General features: G+C 52.5%; 15 protein-coding genes and 1 pseudogene. 7 read left to right on the top strand and 9 right to left on the bottom strand.

The annotated features are described in order from the left end of the window. Positions 1-230: 230 nt before the first annotated feature. Positions 231-576, top strand: a pseudogene (locus ACX5K5_RS07095) (transposase); the annotation flags it as partial. Positions 577-685: 109 nt separating this feature from the next. On the opposite strand, the gene ftsY reads toward ACX5K5_RS07095, so the two are convergent. Beyond that, complete coding sequence (gene ftsY, locus ACX5K5_RS07090) at positions 686-1,876, bottom strand: signal recognition particle-docking protein FtsY (RefSeq protein ID WP_459175317.1); 1,191 nt, start codon at positions 1,874-1,876, stop codon at positions 686-688. A gap of 184 nt (positions 1,877-2,060) precedes the next feature. On the opposite strand from ftsY, the gene ACX5K5_RS07085 reads away from it, so the two are divergent. Both ACX5K5_RS07085 and ACX5K5_RS07080 read left to right on the top strand, forming a co-directional pair. Continuing rightward, positions 2,061-3,314 (top strand): MFS transporter, encoded by a 1,254-nt coding sequence (locus ACX5K5_RS07085; protein ID WP_459175316.1) that lies wholly within the window; start codon positions 2,061-2,063, stop codon positions 3,312-3,314. A 106-nt stretch (positions 3,315-3,420) separates the two neighbouring features. After that, complete coding sequence (locus tag ACX5K5_RS07080) at positions 3,421-5,592, top strand: cell wall-binding repeat-containing protein (protein WP_459175315.1); 2,172 nt, start codon at positions 3,421-3,423, stop codon at positions 5,590-5,592. A gap of 73 nt (positions 5,593-5,665) precedes the next feature. Here ACX5K5_RS07080 and ACX5K5_RS07075 read toward each other — a convergent pair whose 3' ends face one another. Together ACX5K5_RS07075 and smc are read right to left on the bottom strand one after the other, a co-directional pair. Next, positions 5,666-7,123: a glycosyltransferase family 2 protein gene (locus tag ACX5K5_RS07075; protein ID WP_459175314.1), complete on the bottom strand. Its 1,458-nt coding sequence runs from the start codon at positions 7,121-7,123 to the stop codon at positions 5,666-5,668. 74 nt (positions 7,124-7,197) lie between these two features. Then, complete coding sequence (smc, locus tag ACX5K5_RS07070) at positions 7,198-10,770, bottom strand: chromosome segregation protein SMC (protein ID WP_459175313.1); 3,573 nt, start codon at positions 10,768-10,770, stop codon at positions 7,198-7,200. A 151-nt stretch (positions 10,771-10,921) separates the two neighbouring features. Here smc and ACX5K5_RS07065 point away from each other — a divergent pair, with 151 nt between their 5' ends. The 4 genes from ACX5K5_RS07065 (at position 10,922) to ACX5K5_RS07050 (ending at position 15,671) form a co-directional block, all read left to right on the top strand. Then, positions 10,922-11,758: a serine hydrolase domain-containing protein gene (locus ACX5K5_RS07065; RefSeq protein ID WP_459175312.1), complete on the top strand. Its 837-nt coding sequence runs from the start codon at positions 10,922-10,924 to the stop codon at positions 11,756-11,758. Positions 11,759-11,887: 129 nt separating this feature from the next. Then, positions 11,888-12,820 carry a hypothetical protein gene (locus ACX5K5_RS07060; RefSeq protein WP_459175311.1) on the top strand — a complete coding sequence of 311 codons (933 nt, stop codon included), beginning with the start codon at positions 11,888-11,890 and terminating at the stop codon, positions 12,818-12,820. Between the two features lie 267 nt (positions 12,821-13,087). After that, positions 13,088-14,749 (top strand): hypothetical protein, encoded by a 1,662-nt coding sequence (locus tag ACX5K5_RS07055; RefSeq protein WP_459175310.1) that lies wholly within the window; start codon positions 13,088-13,090, stop codon positions 14,747-14,749. 205 nt (positions 14,750-14,954) lie between these two features. Next, positions 14,955-15,671 (top strand): DUF6270 domain-containing protein, encoded by a 717-nt coding sequence (locus ACX5K5_RS07050; RefSeq protein WP_459175309.1) that lies wholly within the window; start codon positions 14,955-14,957, stop codon positions 15,669-15,671. 108 nt (positions 15,672-15,779) lie between these two features. Here the strand turns inward: ACX5K5_RS07050 and ACX5K5_RS07045 are convergent, their stop codons facing one another. The 6 genes from ACX5K5_RS07045 to ACX5K5_RS07020 form a co-directional block, all read right to left on the bottom strand. Continuing rightward, on the bottom strand, positions 15,780-16,553 hold the full coding sequence (locus ACX5K5_RS07045) for a hypothetical protein (protein WP_459175308.1): 774 nt from the start codon (positions 16,551-16,553) through the stop codon (positions 15,780-15,782). 143 nt (positions 16,554-16,696) lie between these two features. Continuing rightward, positions 16,697-17,626, bottom strand: a complete 930-nt coding sequence (gene mutM / locus ACX5K5_RS07040; protein ID WP_459175307.1) for a bifunctional DNA-formamidopyrimidine glycosylase/DNA-(apurinic or apyrimidinic site) lyase — start codon at positions 17,624-17,626, stop codon at positions 16,697-16,699. A 9-nt stretch (positions 17,627-17,635) separates the two neighbouring features. Next, positions 17,636-18,334, bottom strand: a complete 699-nt coding sequence (gene rnc / locus ACX5K5_RS07035; RefSeq protein ID WP_459175306.1) for a ribonuclease III — start codon at positions 18,332-18,334, stop codon at positions 17,636-17,638. Positions 18,335-18,337: 3 nt separating this feature from the next. Continuing rightward, a complete protein-coding gene (rpmF, locus tag ACX5K5_RS07030) occupies positions 18,338-18,541 on the bottom strand; it encodes a 50S ribosomal protein L32 (RefSeq protein WP_096255361.1) in 204 nt (67 codons plus the stop codon). Between the two features lie 2 nt (positions 18,542-18,543). Further along, the gene (locus ACX5K5_RS07025; RefSeq protein WP_096255359.1) at positions 18,544-19,065 is read right to left on the bottom strand and encodes a YceD family protein; all 522 of its coding nucleotides are present in this window, start codon (positions 19,063-19,065) and stop codon (positions 18,544-18,546) included. Between the two features lie 260 nt (positions 19,066-19,325). Next, the gene (locus ACX5K5_RS07020) at positions 19,326-20,114 is read right to left on the bottom strand and encodes a CatB-related O-acetyltransferase (RefSeq protein WP_459175305.1); all 789 of its coding nucleotides are present in this window, start codon (positions 20,112-20,114) and stop codon (positions 19,326-19,328) included. Between the last annotated feature and the right edge of the window lie 98 nt (positions 20,115-20,212).

The raw sequence follows: 20,212 nt of genomic DNA, 5'->3' as shown, positions 1-20,212 counted from the left end.
GCGCGAGTCGCTAACGGACCAACGAGCCCCTGATGTGATTCCCCAAGTTTTACCCCTCTTGGGATCCCACTCCCGAGTTGGCTTAACTATCACCGAAAATTCACTTTAAGTAAATAGAGAATTGGTAGATTTCTAGCCGTTTAAAAAATAAACGTGAAGCGGTAGCTAAAAGTTGAATTGATGCAACTAAAATAGCAATTGATTCCAATTTTTTACATTTAATCAATTAGGTAGTACGGCTGAAATTAATTCTTGAGTCACAGCCCTGACTCGGCGTGGCTTATGGGATTAATGAGCAGGTGCGGGAACGGCTAAAACGCGGGATATCCATAACTTCCAATCGAGGACGGCGGCGCTGGAGAAGCCAACAAAACTTTTCAAAGCAAAGCCCTTTTCCATACGGTCACCGCATGGCATCGGGAGTTGCTGGTGTTCGTTCGCACGCGGTTGACGAATGCTCGCAGTGAAGCGGCGAAACGGACGGTGAAGAATATGACACGGACAGGTCGTGGTAGCCGGAGCGATGACCAATGCCGGCTTCGGATATCGCATACGTCTGGTTTATGGCGGTGCTGAATATCCTGCATCACGCTTAACGTTTCTGAGCCAGGTTAAACAAATACGCTGGAACATCCCCAGCTCTGACAAGAGGTTGGACATGTTCCAGCGTATTTTTCTCGAAAGCTTAGCCCTCGAGCAATGCGTCTACGAATGCTTCAGGATCAAACGGCGCGAGATCATCCGGGCCTTCGCCCAGACCAACAAGCTTCACCGGAACTCCCAGCTGACGCTGGATGGCTACGACGATTCCGCCCTTGGCGGTGCCATCAAGCTTGGTCAGCACGATGCCCGACACATTGACTACCTCGGAGAACACCTTCGCCTGAGCCAAGCCGTTCTGTCCGGTGGTGGCGTCCAAGACCAGCAAGACCTCGTCAATGGCTGCCTTCTTCTCGACAACACGCTTGATCTTGCCCAGCTCATCCATCAGGCCGACCTTGTTCTGCAGGCGTCCCGCGGTGTCGATCATGACAATGTCGACTTCCTGGTCAATGCCCGCAGATACGGCTTCAAAAGCCACCGAGGCTGGATCTGCGCCGTCAATGAAAGAGCGCACGGTGGGAACACCGACGCGGTCTCCCCAGGTTGCCAGCTGCTCTGCGGCCGCCGCACGGAAGGTGTCCGCGGCGCCGAGGAGCACGTCCTTGTCCTCGGCAACGAGCACACGGGCCAGCTTGCCGATGGTGGTCGTCTTGCCGACGCCGTTGACGCCAACCACCATAATGATGCTCGGGCGTCCCGGGTGCGGTTCGGGCAGGTAGCTGCGGTCCAAGGTTGGGTCCACCAGCTTCAGCAGCTCCTCACGGAGCATTGCCTTGACCTGAACGGGGTCCTTGCTGCCTTCAATTTTCACTCGTTCACGCAGTGCGTCAACCAATTCAAGGGCAGGTTCGGTACCGAGATCTGCTAGGAGCAGGGTTTCTTCAATCTCTTCCCAGACGTCCTCATCAATTGAGTCCTGGCTGAGCAGGGCCAGCAGGCCCTTGGAGAACATGTTGTTCGACTTGGTCAGGCGAGCGCGCAGACGGGCAAGGCGTCCTTGGACTGGCTCGGGAACATCCAGTGCTGGTGCGGCAGGAGCCGCTGGCTGCGCTGGAGGTTCCTCGGTCAGTACCGAGCCGTCCAGGGTCTGTCCGCCGGACGGGGTTTCGCCCGGTTCGGAGCCTACGGCGCTAGATGGCGAATCATCTGCGTCACGCTCGGAAGTGTACGGAGTCTTGGGCTTACGCCCCTTGGCCACGAACGCGATGACAGCAATGGCCACCACGGCGATGACCGCGACAATGATAATGGTAAGTAATAGCGAATCGGTCACGAGTGAAATTCTCTCACAGTCTGCTCTGGCCCATACTGCTGGGCACCGTCCGAGTCTTCGGTCACCAGTTAAAGACGAGTTTGTGTAGAGAGCATAGACTTGCGTTGGCGTTCTTGCCAGAAGTCTTGCAGTACTAGAGAAAGGTCCTTCCTTACCGTGATTCGAAGGTAGGGAACCTGTCATCATGCAGCGTCAACGTTCGTCTAAGCCACGTCCTCCCATCCCCCGCGAAATAGCAATCCTTCTGGTTGCTGCTTTCATCATTGCCCTCGGTTTTGGGCTGATTGCACCAATTCTTCCGCAATATGCCGTGAGTTTTGATGTAGGTGCCGCGGCGGCCAGCGTGATTGTCTCTATCTTTGCCTTTACCCGGCTGATCTTTGCCCCGGTAGCAGGAATTCTGGTGGGCAAGCTTGGCGAACCGCGCATTTATGTGACCGGCGTGCTGCTGGTGGCGGTGTCCACGCTGTTATGTGCCGTGGTCCAGGACTACACACAGCTGCTCATTGCCCGTGGACTGGGTGGCTTTGGTTCCACCATGTTCACTATCTCCGCCATGGCGCTCATTGCCCGGCTGGCACCCAATGAATCACGAGGCCGAATTTCTGGCATGTATGCCGGCTCCTTCCTCCTGGGCAACGTCATTGGCCCGGTCCTTGGCAGCCTGCTGGCTCCCTTTGGCATGCGCATTCCTTTCGTTATCTACGGTACCGCGCTAGTCATCGCGGCCGCCGTGGTCTATTTTGCTTTGGGACGCCGGAGAGACTTGGATAAGGATCCGACGAAGTCCGGCGCGATATCGGCGGTAGAGGTAGTCTCCACCCGTGAAGCGCTGAGTTCGCCGGCTTATCGGGCCGCCCTGGCTTCTGGTTTCAGCTATGGCTGGCTCGCCTTTGGTATCCGTACCAGCATGATCCCCTTGTTTGCCCTAGCGGTCTTCGGTGAGGATCTGGGCCCGAAAGTTGCCGGTATTTCTTTGGCGATCTTCGCGGTGGGCAATGGCATTGCCCTGACCTTCTCGGGAAAGCTCACCGATTCCATTGGGCGCAAGATTCCTATTTTGGTCGGCATGGTGGTCCTTCTGGGTTCCATAGTGGCCATGGGTTACTTCACTTCGCTGACCGCCTTCATCGTCTTCTCCATTCTGGCTGGTTTTGGCGGCGGAATTTTGGGCCCTGCCCAGCAGGCCGCGGTGGCAGACGTCATTGGTTCGGGACGAAACGGTGGCAAGGCGCTGGCCGGATTCCAGATGTTTACAGATCTTGGGGCAATCATCGGCCCACTGATTGCCGGAGTGATGGCAGATGCCATCAGCTATCAGGTGGCGTTGAGTGCTTCGGGTGCGGTGTGTTTGATTGGTGTGGTTGCGTGGCTACTGGTACCGAAAACGATTCGTCCCGTAGCAGTAGCGTCTGAGCCGACGGTCCAAGGCAAATAACCGTTGGATCTCGTCGCTTTTCGACCACCAACGAGACTTTCTTGACGGGACTTTATATACTGTGAAGAATCACCGATCACACTCGCAATTCTTCACAGGAGATTTTATGCCTGAAAACCGCTATGCAGGCCGGCGTCTGCTCGCGTTGTCGCTCGGGGCCGCTCTGGTCCTGCCCCTGGCAGCAACCGCTCCCGCAATGGCGTCAGCCGCCAAAGATAGAATTCCTAGCGTGTCTAGTTCCGCTACAGCGACTCCAACTCAGACACCAGCTGAGCCCAGCAACCCAATAGCACCACAGACTGCTGAACCAGCGAGCACGCCAAGTGCTACTGGTTCCGCGGCAGAGGCCATTCAAGAAGGACTCGCTCAAAAAACTGATCTCTCGGCTAAGGAAAGAATTTCCTTGGCCTCTTTGGCGCTGGACGCTTTAGACAAAGATTTCATCGACGCCGCCATGGGCCAAGGCCAAAAGCGCATCGACGAGTCTGGAGATCCAACGGCACCGACACTTGACGAGCTCGCTAACCTCGCTCAAGAAGTAGCCTCTGGCACCGAGCAGAATCTGAATCTTGCCGTATCCGGATCACTTGAAGAGCTGCGCACCTGGCGTCCCCCAGGAACTTTAGGCATTGACGTTTCTCATCACCAAGGCGCCGTCAATTGGAAACAGGCTTATAACAATGGGGCGCGTTTCGGCTACATCAAGGCCACTCAGTCGTGGCCTACGTCTGTGTTCAAAGATCCACAGTTCAACACGAACTACGCAGCCTCACGTTCAGCAGGCGTAATCCGCGGTGCGTACCACTTTGCGATGCCCGCGCACTCCAGTGGAGCTACCCAGGCCAAGGAATTCCTTGCTAATGGTGGAGGATGGACCGCCGATGGCAAGACCATGCCCCCGCTGCTGGATATCGAGTGGAATCCATATAATAAAAAAGCCTACCCACAGGGTAAAGGAGATATCTGCTACGGCCTAAGCCCTGCACAGATGGTGACCTGGATTAAGGACTTCGGCAACACCGTCAAGGCCAGCACGGGCCGGTTGCCCATGATCTATACCGCCCAGTCCTGGTGGGATGAGTGCACTGGCGATTCTGAGGCATTCAAGTATTGGCCACTACATGTTTCGGTGTTCCCAACTTCTGATACCTCAACGAAGAATCCACGCGAACTTCCCGAAGGCTGGAAGACCTTCAATGTATGGCAGTATTCGTCAAACTCAAACCTCATTGGCAATTCTAAGAATGTGGATGCCAATGTTTGGAACGGCAATCTGACCTCACTACGGGATTTTGCGAAGAATACGCGTAGCACTCCGTACAAGATTGTGACCTCCTACCTAGGCGATATGGATGTGTGGCCGACTCGCTTAGACCCGGTACGTCTTGCTGGTGCCAATAGGTACGGAACTCCAATAGCGATCTCGAAACGAACCTTCCCTCGTGGGACTTCAACCGTCGTCGTAGCTTCAGGTGAAAACTTCCCAGATGCCTTATCTGCTTCGCCCTTGGCAACATTGAACAATGCGCCATTGCTTCTGACGAAAAAAGATTCGCTACCTTCGGAGGTCGCCTCCGAAATTCGACGCTTGTCGCCAAAGAAGATCATTGTCGTTGGCGGTCCAAGCGCGGTAAGTAGCCGTACCGTCACTTCCCTCAAAAAGCTGGCGACTGTAGAGCGGGTAGCTGGCAAGACTCGTTATGGCACCAGCGCGGCAGTTTCAGGCAAGTGGAGTTCGTCGAAGAAAGTCTTCGTTGCTACCGGATTACGTTATGAAGATGCACTGTCATTAGCAGCAGTTGCAGCGAATAACGAAGCACCGATGGTGCTGTCGAGCAAGAAATACGCTCCGTCGGAGACGCTGCTTGAGTTAAAGAGACTAAACCCATCGGCGATATATCTTGCTGGCGGTGAGTTCGCGATTTCAAAGGCAGCCGAGAATCAAATTCGCCGAGCCGTGCCAGCAGCAAAGATCATTCGTTATGGTGGTGCCAATCGCTATGAAACCAGCGCACTAATCGCTAAAAAGTTCTGGCCCCGTGGCTCACAACGCCAATTCATCGCAACGGGTAACGGTTATCCTGATGGTTTGACTGGCGCCGTGGCCGCCGGCTACAACGATGCGCCACTGTTGCTCTCAAAAAAGATCTGTCTACCCGCTCCTATTGCGTCGGCTCAGGCTTCCATGCAGGGGTGGACCAATGTCTTGATTGGTGGACCGCTGGTCCTAGATTCTACGGTTGTCTACAAAAAAGACGGAAATTTAAACCAGTGCTAAGAACGGTTTAATCGATTCAAATTCGTCGGGTCACAGAAACGTATACGTTCTGTGGCCCGACCTTTTAATCTAACTACCGTTGTGCATTACGTACATCTACACTCAGCGAGCCCTTGATGGTTCGATAAATTCGGGTTCCTTGTAGGTACCCTTCGACAATACCTTCAGGAAAACGGATACGTCTTGGCTTCTCTCCTTGATATTCAAGGAAAATATCGCCAAATTCTGTTAAGTCTGCCAGCATAAGCTCGACTGAGAGCGTCGCAACGTACTGACCGGGTTGACTCGCGGCTGACACATCAGAACGTATCTCTTGGATACCCGAGCGCTCTTTAACTAGTATCCCCACTGGCTTGGGACCGTCAGCTGGAGTATCTATTTTCAGGATGAAACCATGATCAGTGGTTGAAACTTCTGCAAGCTTTGGCCTTTCACTGCTCGTAAGATCTAGCTTTGCGAGCCGCTTCAGCTCTCCAACGTTACCCACCACTATTGCTTCAGTTTTGGCTAGATCCGTTCGGTTAAAGACCGCATCCCGATTCGTAGGAAGATACTCATTGATGAAGCCCTGATGCGCCTTAATCCAACCCTGCTGTTTAGCTGGTTTATAATTCAAGAACCGCTTACCTAAGTAGAATCTCAGGGCCTTGCGTTTAAACAAGCCAGCCAAAAGTTTTTGTTGGTAGTCCTTGTCGTTATCTGTACGGCTGCGGACGGTCGAAGCTATATGGGACAGGGATTCCACATATCCGCGAGGATCTATCGCCCGCGAACTAATGTTCTGCCCGTCTTCACGAGTCCGAAGGAAATAGTAGTCGTAATCGGCGAGTTCACTGATCCGTTTTGCCACGCAGTAAGCTTCGACCATTGCCATACCATCTTCAAGCCGAACTTTGTCCTCCCTGAAGCGGATCTGATGTTCAGTTAAGAGACTCTTTCGAATCATTTTCTGCGGCATCAAAGTCGTCAAGATAACGTCCAGCGGAGTATCAATCAGCGTTTGAGCGAATAATGCACTGTAAATAGCTCTGCCACCCGTCGGCACGAGCTTTGGTGCTAACGCATCAGAGCCATGCTCTAACGCAAAATCACGCATGCGACGTAGCGCTTCACTGCCTAAAGTGTCATCCGAATCCACAAAAAATACATACTCACCACGGGCCAAATCTAGGCCGACATTTCTCGGCTTTCCAGCCCAACCACTATTCTCTTGGTGCATAACACGGAAATTTGAGTTGCGTTTCGCATAGACGTCAAGGATCTCTCCGCCAAAGTCGGATGACCCGTCGTCAACGGCAATGACCTCGTAAAATTCGTGCGCTAAATCCTGAGCTTCGAGCGAATTGAGCAGTTCGGTAAGATACGGCATCGCATTGTAGACGGGGATTACCACGCTGATAAAGATTTCGTGTCTGGGTGAGTCTACGGGTTCTGGCTGCATGATTTCAGGAACCGTCATCTGAGGAGGCTCCGGCTTTGTAACCAGTTTCGTCGATTTTAACTTGTTACTGATCTTGGTAAAGATTGCCATTTATTTTCCGTGTCACTAGCAGTATTAAGTCTAACGATTGCTCCTTCAAATCATAAACATCAATCCTGTAATAGCTACAGGCCGACGCCACGGGACAATTTCTGGCTGATAACAGTCGATACTCCATCGCCGCGCATGGTCACGCCGTACAGCGCGTCAGCGACTTCCATGGTTTTTTTCTGGTGCGTGATGACAATCAGCTGAGACGCTTCACGCAGCTCTTCAAAGATGGTGATCAGGCGGCCTAAGTTCACATCATCCAAGGCTGCTTCCACCTCGTCCATCACGTAGAAGGGCGAAGGACGCGCCTTGAAGATGGCAACTAGCAGTGCCACTGCCGTCAACGAACGTTCTCCGCCGGAGAGCAGAGACAATCGTTTGATCCGCTTACCTGCGGGACGCGCTTCCACCTCGATGCCGGTGGTCAGCATGTTCTCCGGGTCAGTGAGGACAAGTTGGCCTTCTCCCCCAGGGAAAAGACGATCAAAGATCCTCTTGAATTGAATCGCTGTGTCATTGTATGCCTCGGTGAATACCCGTTCTACGTGCGCATCCACATCCTTGATGATCTGCTGCAGATCATTGCGGGATTTTTTCAGGTCTTCCAACTGACCGCTGAGGAACTTATGGCGTTCCTCCAAAGCGGCAAATTCTTCCAGAGCCAGCGGGTTGACCTTGCCCAGAGCCGCTAAGTCCCGCTCGGCCTTCTTCAGGCGCTTTTCCTGCTCTATTCGGTCAAAGGGTTTGGTTCCGATGATGTTGCCCACATCATCAACATTCTGACGAAGTTCGGCCCACCGATCTTCTGGATCAACGTCTTCGGGAATCAGCTGGTCCGGGCCAAAATGTGCAATCAGATGATCCGCCGTGAATCCAAGATCTTCTAAGGATTTCGTTTCCAACGTTTCGATGCGGAGCCGCAACTCGGCACGCGCCATCTCGTCGCGGTGCACCGCGTCAGATAGCCGGGCGAGTTCCGCGGTGAGTTGTTCTGCCTGGGTACGCTGACTCGATAGCAGCTGGTCCAGATCACGCTGCTTGCCGGTAAGTCTTTCACGTTCTTGGGCGGCAATGTCCACAGAAATATCAATGAATTTCAAAACCCGCTCTGCTGCTTGCTCCACGCGTTGTGCGTTCACTGCTTGGATACGGCGATCTTCTGCTCTGCGCGCGGCCACCTCGCGGTGGCTGCGTTCGGCCGCCGCAGTTCTGCGCAGCCCCTCTACCCGGGAACGAAGAGCATTCACACGTTCCTCGCTGCTACGCAGCACCAACCGGGCTTCCAGCTCACGCTGGCGGGCTGCAGCGGCCGCGTCTGCCAAGGCAGCGCGTCCGGCGTCATCTACCGAGTCCTCGTCTTGGTCCTCAGAGGCCGTCTCCATGCGTTCGGTAATTTCTTCAAAAGATTCTTGTTCAATCTCAAGTTTTTCGCCAGTCAGGTGTATCCGCTGGGCCAACGCTTCTTTGTCTGTGCGGGCTGTATGCAACTTCTGTCCGAGCTTGGCCAGATAGGTTGAGATCTCATCAATGCTGGTATCCGACTCTGCCAGTGCACCCTGAGCATCTTCATAGGCTTGTTGCGCTTCCGAAAGCACTGGGGCACGCTCTGCTAATTGGCTTTCGCATTCGCTCAGTTCGTTGCTTGCTGCAGATAGTTCTAACGACGTTTGTTCCACCAGCGCCTGCTGGGCAATGAGCGAAGCGCCAGCCGTATCGCCTACGGAACTGCGCAGCGCGGAAACCGTAGCGCCGTCCAATGTGGTGATCTGCGCTTGTGGGTCTGCGTTCAGCAGTTCGGCAGCTTCGTCCAGGTGCTGCACCACGTAGTGATGCGCGAAGAGCACATCAAGCAGATCATTGAGCAGCGGATCGGAGGTGACAACTTCTCGCGCCGAAATACCGAAGACCTTGGGTGTGCCTAAATCCGAGCTCTTCACGGATGCATGAACAAAGCTCGCATGAGTGGCGCGATCTGTTGCCAATGACTTGAGAAGCCTCAAGGCAGAGCCTTGGTCGCGTGCAACGAGCGCTTCGGAGGATTCGCGCAGAATCGCGGAGATTGCTTGTTCATATCCTGGCGAAACGGAAATGAGTTCACCAAGGCGTCCCAAAATTGTTTCGGGAGCCTGCTCAATGATCTGCGCGGATTGATCATCTTGTTTTGTATTCAGCCGCAGTGCTTCGAGGCGTGCTTTGAGCCCGGAGATTTTGACCGACAGTTCCCGTTCACGTGCCGATGTCTCCGACTGGGCTTGGGATAGCCGAAGAAATTCCTTCTCCGCCCGCTCAAATTCCTCATTCAGTGAGGATTCCATGGCCAGATGCTGGTCAAGTTCTGCCGAAAGCTCGGTATGCGATCTTGCGTCAGCGTCTAAGTCCGCATCAAAGGAGCGCAACCCATCTTGCAGACGGGCAATTTCTGCGCGGGTCACATCAACTCGGCTTCGTGCCGATGCCACTTGGGAGGCTAGACGGGACATGCCCTCACGACGGTCAGCCGCAGCACGCAGCAGGGCTGCCATGCGTTGCTGCTCCGCTCGTGCCTGCTCCTCTGCCTGTTCCTTGGCCTCGATGGTTTCAGCGAGAATTTCGTGGCGGTCCTCAACTGACTCTTCAAGCTCTTCGAGTTCTTCGGCTAGGCGTTCGGCCTGTGCCTCGAGCCGGCCCGGATCCCGGCTAGAGTCAAAATGGGTTTGGTTTCCTTCAAGGAGCTTTCCGCGTTCACGTGCGAGTGCAGCCAAGGAGCGGAAACGCTCCCCCTGGGTGGTGAGCGAAACCCAGGTTTCATTGATCAGGCTCAGCCGCGGGTTAAGCAGTTCAATTTCTTCACTCAGCTGAGACACATGCTTTTTCACGTGCTCAAGGCGCTGGTCAGTCTCCTGCTGGCGAGCCTGGATTTTGGTCTCGTCATCAATGTCCTGGGCAAGCTTGTTGTTCAGAGACACAAGATCATCAGCCAAAAGCCGAGCTTTTGCGTCACGGACGTCCAGTTGAACACTTTGAGCGCGGCGGGCAATTTTTGCCTGGCGCCCGAGCGGTGCCAGTTGCCTGCGAACCTCCGAGCTCAAGTCTTCAAGACGGTCCAGATTTCCTTGCATGCCTTGAAGCTTTCGCAGGGTCTTTTCCTTGCGCCGGCGGTGCTTGAGAACGCCGGCCGCTTCTTCGATAAAGCCACGGCGGTCTTCTGCGGTAGCGTGCAAGATTTTATCCAGCTGGCCCTGACCGACAATGACATGCATTTCGCGGCCCAGTCCGGAGTCCGAGAGCAGTTCCTGGATATCAAGCAGTCTGCACGAAGAGCCGTTGATGGCGTATTCTGATCCACCTGCACGGAACAATGTTCTGGAAATGGTCACTTCGGCATAGTCAATAGGAAGCTTTCCATCAGCGTTATCGATGGTCAGCGATACATGGGCACGGCCTAGTGGCGCCCGGCCGGAGGTACCAGCAAAAATAACGTCTTCCATCTTGCCGCCACGCAGGGTCTTAGCCCCCTGCTCCCCCATGACCCAGGCGAGCGCATCGACAACGTTAGATTTTCCTGAACCGTTCGGGCCTACGACAGCGGTCACACCAGGCTCGAATTCAAAGGTGGTCGCCGAAGCAAAAGACTTGAATCCGCGAACGGTGAGAGTCTTCAGATGCACGGCGTAAAGTTCCTATGTTCGGTCAAGTGTAGATATGGTTGGTCAAGGGAAAGCTACCCAATTCCTGCTCGTAATTCTAGCGAAGCGATGCGACGATTGGGTGATTCCCGCTCGCAATCACGAGAACGAATAATGAGGGATTGGTCTAACTATGAGCGTATTGGCCCAGATTGAGCAGTGGCCTGCAGATAACGCGGTTTCTGCAGTCGTCAACGGAGACGGCGCGATAGTTGCCGAGCACGGCGATACCCAGCGTGTTTACCCGCTAGCCTCTGTGACCAAGCTGTTAAGCACTTATGCGTTCCTCATTGCCCTTGAAGAAGAAGCAATCACGCTGGAAGACTCGGCGGGCCCGGAGGGCTCAACAGTTCACCATCTACTAACACACACAGCCGGATATGACTTTGACTCGACAACTATCCGTTACGCGGTAGGAACCAAGCGGGGATATTCAAACACCGGTTTTGAAGTTCTGGCCGAGTATCTTGAAAAAGAAACCGGGATGAGTTTCCCGGACTATGCGCAAGAGGCCGTCTTTACGCCCCTGGGTATGAGCAACACCGAGATTGCCGGCAGCTGTGCCAAAGATGGTCGCTCGAATGCCTCGGACCTTGCGACATTTGCGGCCGAGCTTCTCAATCCCACGCTCGTGGCGGCAGAAACTATGCAGGATGCTACGCGGGTTCATTTCGAAAATCTCGCCGGTATCCTGCCTGGCTATGGCCGCCAGAACCCCAACGATTGGGGCCTGGGCTTTGAGATCCGCTCTGCTAAGAATCCGCACTGGACCGGTCAGAGCCACCCAGCAAGCACCTTTGGACACTTTGGCCAGTCCGGTACATTCCTCTGGGTTGATCCGGAACATCGACTAGCCTGCGTGACGCTGACAGACAAACCATTCGGCTCGTGGGCAGTCGAAGCGTGGGCACCCTACAACGAGGAAATCCTCGCGTCAGAAGTTTCCCAATCTTTCGGCTCCAAGAATTAAAGCAATTTTCACGATATGCAACCGTCTCAACACTATTTCGAGCGGACGCCTGCGTCATTCAGAACGTTAATAGCATCTGACATAGAATGTTAGGAACTAATGTTATAACGTATCGAGGAGCAAACAGAAGTGGCAAATACCAACTATGCCCAGTGGAAACTATTGCACTACATGTGGGATTCCGTTCAGGATTTCAAAGCGCGCTGGAACGGTTTCGCAGGTGTACACACCATTGCGGTTGCCGATAACCAACCATCCATTGATATATATGTAAATGAGTTTGTTGCAGAACAAAAACATTCCACTCAGACCGTGTTCTTCACTGGCGCAGTATCAAATCGCAATGGGAAAAAAGGGCCGTTCTTTTCGGGTCTAGGTATCTGCTTTAACAGCAAGCTTCCACTGATCGCAATCGCGGATCCAGCCCTAGACGATGACATGGAAATTGGTCTGGGCTGGTATCTCGGTGGCCCAAATGATAGCTACGAAAACAATCTTAACAACCTCTTACTTGCAGTCCAAGAAGTGCTGAGTCGAGAACTTATTTTCGTTGGAGGTTCGGGCGGTGGATTCGCTGCGCTCAATTTTGCTCGCAGATTCTCTGGAGATTGTTCAGTTCTAGTCTGGAATCCACAGACGGACATTTACGAATACTCAGAACGATTCGTTAAGGCATTTCTAAAGAGCCGTTTCGGCTTCGCGCACGCTTCCTTGGCAAAACAAGATTGGAAAGAATTCTGCAAGATACGCACCGACGGCAGAATTTCAACTGACGTACTGGAAGCAAGGACCCTCACTATCCCACGTCGACTCATCTATCTACAGAATAAGAGTGACTGGCACAGAAAATCGCATCTGGCGCCGCTTTGGAAGCTTCATACGGAAGATCCAATCGTGGACGGCACTAACAGAATCGATGAAAATCACCTCATCATTGTGGACGAGTTTGCCGAAGGTCATGCCCCTCCCTCCTCGAAACTTATAGCCTCAATTCTTCGCCAGTTAATGGATCCATTAAAAACTGTTGAAACAATTGTCTTTGCCGAATCGGTAGAAGCCTAGATTCGTTACGGGAACATCCACGCAATACCATCACACCAAGTGGAGTGGGTACAGTACATGACCTGCCAATAGACCCCGACATACCTCCAATTATTAAGGATCAGCGTGGAAAAAATCAGACTGACCGCACCAGTGATTATTAGCTCTGGACCCTCCTCTGCGGAAGGCTCCGTTAGCCGGGTTGTCCAGCACTCGCACCAAGAACCTGTTGTTCGCGGAAACCGACGATTCTGGCTTGACGGTAGCGTCGTACTTGATGGCACGTGCGTGAGACGAACGGCCGATCTTGAATTCGTTCTTCCACAAGCAGCTGCTCGCTGGTCCGTAGAATTGATTGCCGACTGGTGGGCCCGTGGCGCAAAGAACCCAGGTGCCCTTTATATCGAAGATACCGCCGAATCGTGGAGTGCTTGTCTACCAGACCCACTTGGTGGTGCCGTGGCGCTGTATTTTGAGCAGCCCGGCCACGTGTTCATCAGCACGTCAAACGTCGAGCTGGCGAAGGCTGCTGAAGATCGGGGCGTCAAGATGGTAAAAGATCCCCAGTTCCAGGTTGAGCGCCTCTTGTTGGGAAATGGAGGTTTGACCGCATCGAGTTATAAAAATGTTAAGTCAATCGAGCCATTCCAGTACTTGGTGTTAAACGAATCCCAGGTCCGCGTACAGAACTACAAAATCCTTGACGAGTACTCGTCCATGTCTCTGTACGAAGTTTTCAGCACCCTCCGCAATGATGTCTTGAGCAACGTACACGCCATCGCTAATTCGGGGGTAGAACAAGTTATTTCACATCTTACTGGTGGATTCGATTCGAGACTCGTACTCTCCGCAGTTCTTAATCTGGGACTCCACGATAAAATCGACTTGTTTTGCTCAGGCCCTGATGGATCTACGGATCGTGTCATCGCAGATGGTTTGACGCGTCGGTTCTCGTTGAGACGTACCAACGGTGCAGGCCTGACAACTGCTCCCACTCAGAACATGTCCGAACGACTCATGGGTGCTCTCTTTGCCAGCGGTGGCATCACCAACACAGGTCCGCACGGACGAGAAGTCTCGGTCAACGTCGCGGCAATGGGTGGCGGCTATGGCGAAGTGCTCCGCACGTTTTACGGCAACAGGGTGATCCATAACGGCGGCAAGCTAGACAAGAATCTGTTGGTCTCGAGCTTCATGCCAAGCGCTCGCAACAAAAATAGCTATGTCTCAGAGCAGGCTGTGCAGGATGTATCAGCCAAGCTGATGACCAAATTCGAGTTCCTCGATGACTGTTACGCAGGAACTGACTTCGTGGCGGATGCCTTCTATACACATGTCCGTAATCGCTACCATATTGGGCAAACTTCGTTGCTCTGGAGTCGCATCGGTTCTAGATTCGATCCTCTCTACTCCGTCGCAGGATTTGAACTTAGCCGACGAACCACACAATCCTCCCGCATGTCGAATATCGTCGGTTTTGACCTCATGGATTCGATGTTCTCAGACTTGGTGTCCCAGCCTTTTGACTATGAACGATTCAACGAGGCATTGCGCGGTTTCCGTCGACCACCTGAAACTCTTGGCTGGCCAGCTAAAGACAATCCCATCGATTTCAAACATGCTCTTACACCCTCAACGACAGAAACAAGCCCGTTCCTGCAGACGTTATCTCGCATCAGCGCGAAAGAGCCGGAGCTAACGCCTGCAGATCGTCGTGCCAAAACACTTGAAGCCAACAAGATGGGAGTCAGCTTTTGGCAGATCGTTTACAAAAATACCGGCAAAGAATTGCTGGCTAGTGCCTATGAGCAAACTCGTGAAAGCCAGATATTCGACTTAGTTGACGCCAGTTACGTCGAGAAACTGATCACGTCCAATGTCATGACTAAAAAGCAGCTTCGCGACCTCTACAGTCTTGGCGGTATCCTCACTTGGTTGAGCTTTGGCTAGTAATGCCACTGCCGAAATCATGGCCTCTTCACCTGTCTGAGAACGAACGATCCCACGTAGCCTTGCTTCCACAGCACAGTTCATAAAGAACCAAGACGCACCAGGGTGATTCATAACTGAGATAGAACTCTAATTTCACGCGATCATTTCGCGAACTTCCCAGAATTTTCGGAAAACACAATTATCCCAACTATGACAGGACCTCATGGCTAACTTTCTCATCTATGGCGGATGCGTTTCTCGCGACACCTTTGAGTTGGTCAAGGACGAACATACTTTACTTGCCTACGTTGCCCGGCAGTCCCTCATCAGCGCGTCGTCTAAACCCGAAACACGCATCAATATGCGCGGGTTATCGGCCCAATTTAATTCTCGTATGGTGAAAGGTGACATTCAGTCAAACCTCATGCCTACTATTCGCAAGGTCGCGGATGAAGTTGACGTTTTTCTGTTTGACATTCTTAGCGAGAGACTTGGTGTCTTCCGATTGTCTGGCGGAACTTACATAACGAATTCTGCCGAGCTCAAAAAATCCGAGCTCATGGAATCCTCCGCTGTAGCAAAAGCCTCAGTCCCGATGGGCACCGAAATGCACTTTGGCCTCTGGAAGAATGCAGTCAATACCTTTAAAATATCTCTTGTAGACCTCGGAATTTTCGACAAGACCTACCTCATTAAATCAGTGTGGACGGATGAAACAGTCCAAGGTAGTGCAACGCCGCGTTATCGAAATTGGAGTTCTGAACAAGGGAATAGCCTCTATGAGCCTTACTTCGAATACTTGAGAGAATTAGGTTTCAAGATGATTGTCCCTCCAGCTGAGGTCAGTAAATCAACAGAAGATCACAAGTGGGGTCCCGCTCCATACCACTACCAGAGCGAGTTCTACGACTATATTCTGTCCGCACTGAGCCTCAAATAGCGTCTCAAATTTGCGCGAACTAAACACTTTGCAAAGTGCTACCCGTAGCCTGTTTCAGTTCGGTGAGCGCTTTAACATCATAGTGCGCATAAAGTCACTCGTAGTCGTTTAGATTAGTGAAGTAGATGCCCATTCGTCAATCTCCTTGATAACTAATTCCCGACCGAGTGCTTTATGACCAGATAACTCCGTAATGCAATGCAATCGTTGCACGCCATATGAAGGAATACCCAAGTTTTTGATTTCGCTCATGAACTCGTTCTGCAGAGCGAAAGTAGCATCCTTTTCGTTGGTTATGATCTTAAACTGAGGGACGATGCCGGAAAGCCTAAAGCGATCCCGCAAGTCGACTTTATGTGGTTGTACCAAGCGGAAATCGTCAAACGTCTGATTAAGGATATGCTGTTCAATTGCTTTAACCGCTATCCGGACACTCCATTTGGATACGTCAATTTGAGGGACCTCCGCAATAGCTGTAGCCCCTTTCAACAAGGAAGCCATGGCCAAGGCTCCATAACCACCTAGGGAGGAACCGTAGAACAGAACATCGGAATTTTTAAGGCCCAAAACTTTGACTTGGTCAGAAACCAAGTCAGCCATTTCCACGATTAAGTCAGCATCAGGATGGATATACCAGCCACCTAGTAGCTCGGAGTGTACCGTCATCGCGGGATCGGCCAGTGCCAACACATGGTACTTGGTCAACGATTCACGCCAACGGAAGCGAGAAAGTTGGAGCGGATCTCTGTCCAATTTCTTCGGGAGCGCAGCGGGCATGAAACAGATAAGCTTCTGCGCACCACGATTCAGCGCTAGCTTTCCGTGGATCGGAAGTCCAGAAATGGACTCTCGATTTAGAACAGTTACGTTAGGTGATTCCATCCTGCGTAAACTTCCTTTCAACGCGCAAAAAAGCTGAGGATAATCAAATATTAGCCCGAAAATCTTGCACCAGTTAATTATGAGCAGGTCACAGAGGAAGCCTTTTTTAGGACGCAACGTTGGGCATGGAACCTGCGATTAGATTATCGGTTTCTATGCCGAGGCCTTGGCTGGCATATAGGACAGCTATAAGATGAACGTCCCATAAAGGGGTCTCGGCGAATAAGCGATTCTCGGTTATTTTCAACGCACCGTAGGCATTTTTTGCCTTCGCGCCCGTAGGCATTGAGCGACCGCGAAAAATAACCACTGGCACCGTTGACGTTGACATATAACGAGTCGAAGCTTGTTCCGCCCGCTTCCAGCGCCCGGGTCACCACATCGACGAGCGCCTCATCCAGTCGTATCACTTCTTGGCGCCGGATAGTTGCTGTATTTCTCAGCCCGGAGAGACCCGCCTGCCACAGGGCTTCGTCAGCGTAGATGTTTCCGACGCCGGAAATAATTCCTTGGTCAAGGATGGCACGCTTCAGATCCGTGGAGCGCTTGCGTAGTGCCAAATACAAATCGTTGGGATCTCGATGTGGGTCCAAAACATCGCGGGCGATGTGCGACGCCGCCTGCGCGATCAATGGCTGCTCACTGCCTGTGCCGCCTGGGTAACTGTCCGTAGTGGGAATTAGCGGAGAGAGGAACATCCCGCCGAAAATACGCTGATCAACAAAACGAAGTTCGCTCGGCGCATCAGACCGCTCGGCAAGAGATAGGCGCACCTTAAGATGCTTTTCATCCGGAGCTTCTGGTTCTTCGACAAGTAGCTGCCCGCTCATCCCGAGATGAGCTACGAGTGCGGTAGGTTCTGGCAATCCTTCGAGATCCATCCAGAGGAATTTGCCTCGGCGCACTACTGATCTCAGCGTGCAACCGGTGAGCGTTTCTTCAAAGTCTTGAGCACCATCGATATGCCGGCGAACCGAACGCGGGTCAAGCACCTGGACGGACTCGATCAAGCGGGTTCTTACCCACTTGTCGAGTCCAACACGTACAACTTCAACTTCAGGGAGTTCAGGCATGGTGCAACTTTAGTTTGCCGGGAGGTCTTCACCGGGGTGAAGCATGATCCAGGTGTTATGTGCAGCTTCTTGTTCGGCTTCCTTCTTTGAAGGACCTGAACCGGTGCCATAGACCTTGTCTGCAATGAGAAGTTCTGCCACGTAGGAGCGTGCATGATCTGGGCCTGAGCCGGTGACCGCATAACGCATTTCACCATTTTTGGTCGCAGCGACTTCTTCTTGAATGACGGTTTTCCAGTCGGTGGCCGCGCCGAGCAACAGAGGATCCGAAAGAAGCGGTCCAATAAAGCGCATAACCATCTGGCGTGCTTCGTCCATGCCATGGGACAGGTAAACAGCGCCAATGAGCGCTTCCATGGTGTCGGCGAGGATAGAGGATTTATCTGCACCGTTGGACTGGCTTTCGCCGCGTCCCAAAAGAATATGTTTGCCGATTTCAAGCTCGCGGGCGATGCTGGCCAGTGCACGTGTACTGACTACTGCGGCGCGACGCTTCGCGAGGTCACCTTCAGCCAGATTCGGGAAGCTCTTATAAAGATGCTCCGCAACGCAGAATCCCAGAATGGAGTCGCCGAGGAACTCCAGGCGCTCGTTCGTGGGTATGCCACCGTTTTCGTATGAATACGAACGGTGGGTCAATGAAAGATGAAGCGTCTCGGAATCTAAGTTGATTCCGAGACGCTTCAAAAGTTCTTCTTTAGAAGACATGTCTTAGACGTCTGCTACCTTGCGACCCTTGTATTCAAGGAACAACTCGGTACCTGCTGAGTCAGTGACAACCTTTGCCTGGTGAGGCAGGCTGTAGGTAACGCGACCGTTTTCCATGGTTTTCACCAAGCTCGGCGCGGTAGCCTTCCACTGTGCACGGCGGGCACGAGTATTCGCACGGGACATCTTCCGCTTTGGAACAGCCACGACTACTTCTCTTCTCTCTCGTCTGACGTTTTGTCTGTTGCCACATCTTCTGTGGCGGCCTCGGACAACTGCGCAAGCGCTGCCCAACGAGGATCAACTACCTCGTGGTGGTGCTCAGGATCATCATTTAGGTTGGCTCCGCATTCATTGCAAAGTCCTAAACAATCGTCCCGGCATACCGGCTGAAACGGCAGGACAGTTCCCACTGCGTTCCGCAATACCGGATCGATGTCCATGTGGTCACCGATAACCCAATACTGATCTACATCATCATCTTCTTCGAATTCATCACTATCTTCATAGTAGAAGAGTTCCTGAATATCAGCCCCGTACTTGAACCCGATAGGATTAAGGCACCGTCCACATTCGCCAGCGATTTCCACCGTGGCGATGCCGGATACCAAAATGCCCTCGTGTACAGCTTCGAGGCGAAGATCTAAGGAAACCTCAGATCCTCCACGAATACCGATGAGTGCGTTACCCACATCTGCGGGTGCCGGGACTTGCTCGTTGAGAGTCCTCATGGATCCTGGTGCACGACCGAGCTCCATGGCTGATATAACCAATGGCGACTTGCGATCGAGTTCGCCGTGTGACGATCGATCGGAACGCTTACCGCTAATGATGACTCCTACTTAAACATAGTCCGACATTTCATCTTAGCTTGCGAAGCGCCAAGAACCCAAACTGAAAACAGACTGACGGCCAACTATTGATTGTTACCCTGCCCACACGCTAGTCGTGTTTTTTGATAGCCACTTATTAGGGACATAAAACTTCAGACTCAGTAGAGCAGTGTCTCTTGTGATCCTAGGGCTGACTCAAATTCACTGTATCCGAGCGCAACGGGCCGATAAGGCTGAACGGTTCCAGATTGAATTTTCCTATGGAGCGAGTCCGCGAATTTTTCCGGAGAGGTGACATCACAAGTGGCCACCAGCTCCGGGGCATAATCCCACCATCGAGTTTCCTGGAGGGATCGAATAACATGAGATTCAAATCGATCACGAATTTTACGTGCCGGGACCCCTCCCACAACGCTAAATGGCTCTACGTCCTTCGTAACGACCGCGTTCGATGCAATCACCGCACCGTCACCGATGCTGATGTCGTGTCCGAGGGTGACGTTTTCACCGATCCAAACGTCATTGCCAATCACAACTCGCCCTTTAGATGCCTCAAATTTCTGAGCCGCAACATCGGCTTGCTGATCTTGCTGGTAGGCAGCGACCAGTGTTTGTTGGTTGTAAAAAACAGGGCTCGTTGAAACCCAGTCAACCGGATGCTTCGCACCCATGGACTTTAGGCCTTTAGCTATCGAGGTATATCTGCCGACTTCAAAGTTAAAAGGCAGGACTGAATGAGTATAGGAAAATGCGCCCATAGTGACAATATTCTTTGCCGACTTGTTCCAATACGTGGTGTAGGGCTCAATCCTGATCCCGGCTTGGACCCTGATTTCCGTATCGTCAGGGAACCCCAGACCACTTTGTTCGATGTTTTTAGTACCTTGGGCTACGAAGATACGTCCTTGTACTAGCAGAGGGCGAAGATCAGAAATCTGAATTCTCATGTTTAACAGATTATCGACAGCAACTGAGCACGCGCTCAAAAATTCCCTTGTGGAATCTGTCTACGCAATTTGTTAGAACCGATATTCCAGTGCCATGG

It is taken from the genome of Glutamicibacter bergerei, from assembly GCF_054495185.1.
This window is presented reverse-complemented; position numbering and strand designations above follow the sequence as displayed.

Bases quoted from the DNA above. Each gene is read 5' to 3' on its own strand.
- ACX5K5_RS07025 (WP_096255359.1), bottom strand. From the start codon at position 19,065: ATGAGGACTCTCAACGAGCAAGTCCCGGCACCCGCAGATGTGGGTAAC.
- ACX5K5_RS07050 (WP_459175309.1), top strand. From the start codon at position 14,955: ATGGCTAACTTTCTCATCTATGGCGGATGCGTTTCTCGCGACACCTTT.
- ACX5K5_RS07080 (WP_459175315.1), top strand. From the start codon at position 3,421: ATGCCTGAAAACCGCTATGCAGGCCGGCGTCTGCTCGCGTTGTCGCTC.
- ACX5K5_RS07045 (WP_459175308.1), bottom strand. From the start codon at position 16,553: ATGGAATCACCTAACGTAACTGTTCTAAATCGAGAGTCCATTTCTGGA.
- ACX5K5_RS07085 (WP_459175316.1), top strand. From the start codon at position 2,061: ATGCAGCGTCAACGTTCGTCTAAGCCACGTCCTCCCATCCCCCGCGAA.
- ACX5K5_RS07065 (WP_459175312.1), top strand. From the start codon at position 10,922: ATGAGCGTATTGGCCCAGATTGAGCAGTGGCCTGCAGATAACGCGGTT.
- ACX5K5_RS07075 (WP_459175314.1), bottom strand. From the start codon at position 7,123: ATGGCAATCTTTACCAAGATCAGTAACAAGTTAAAATCGACGAAACTG.
- rnc (WP_459175306.1), bottom strand. From the start codon at position 18,334: ATGTCTTCTAAAGAAGAACTTTTGAAGCGTCTCGGAATCAACTTAGAT.
- mutM (WP_459175307.1), bottom strand. From the start codon at position 17,626: ATGCCTGAACTCCCTGAAGTTGAAGTTGTACGTGTTGGACTCGACAAG.
- ACX5K5_RS07020 (WP_459175305.1), bottom strand. From the start codon at position 20,114: ATGAGAATTCAGATTTCTGATCTTCGCCCTCTGCTAGTACAAGGACGT.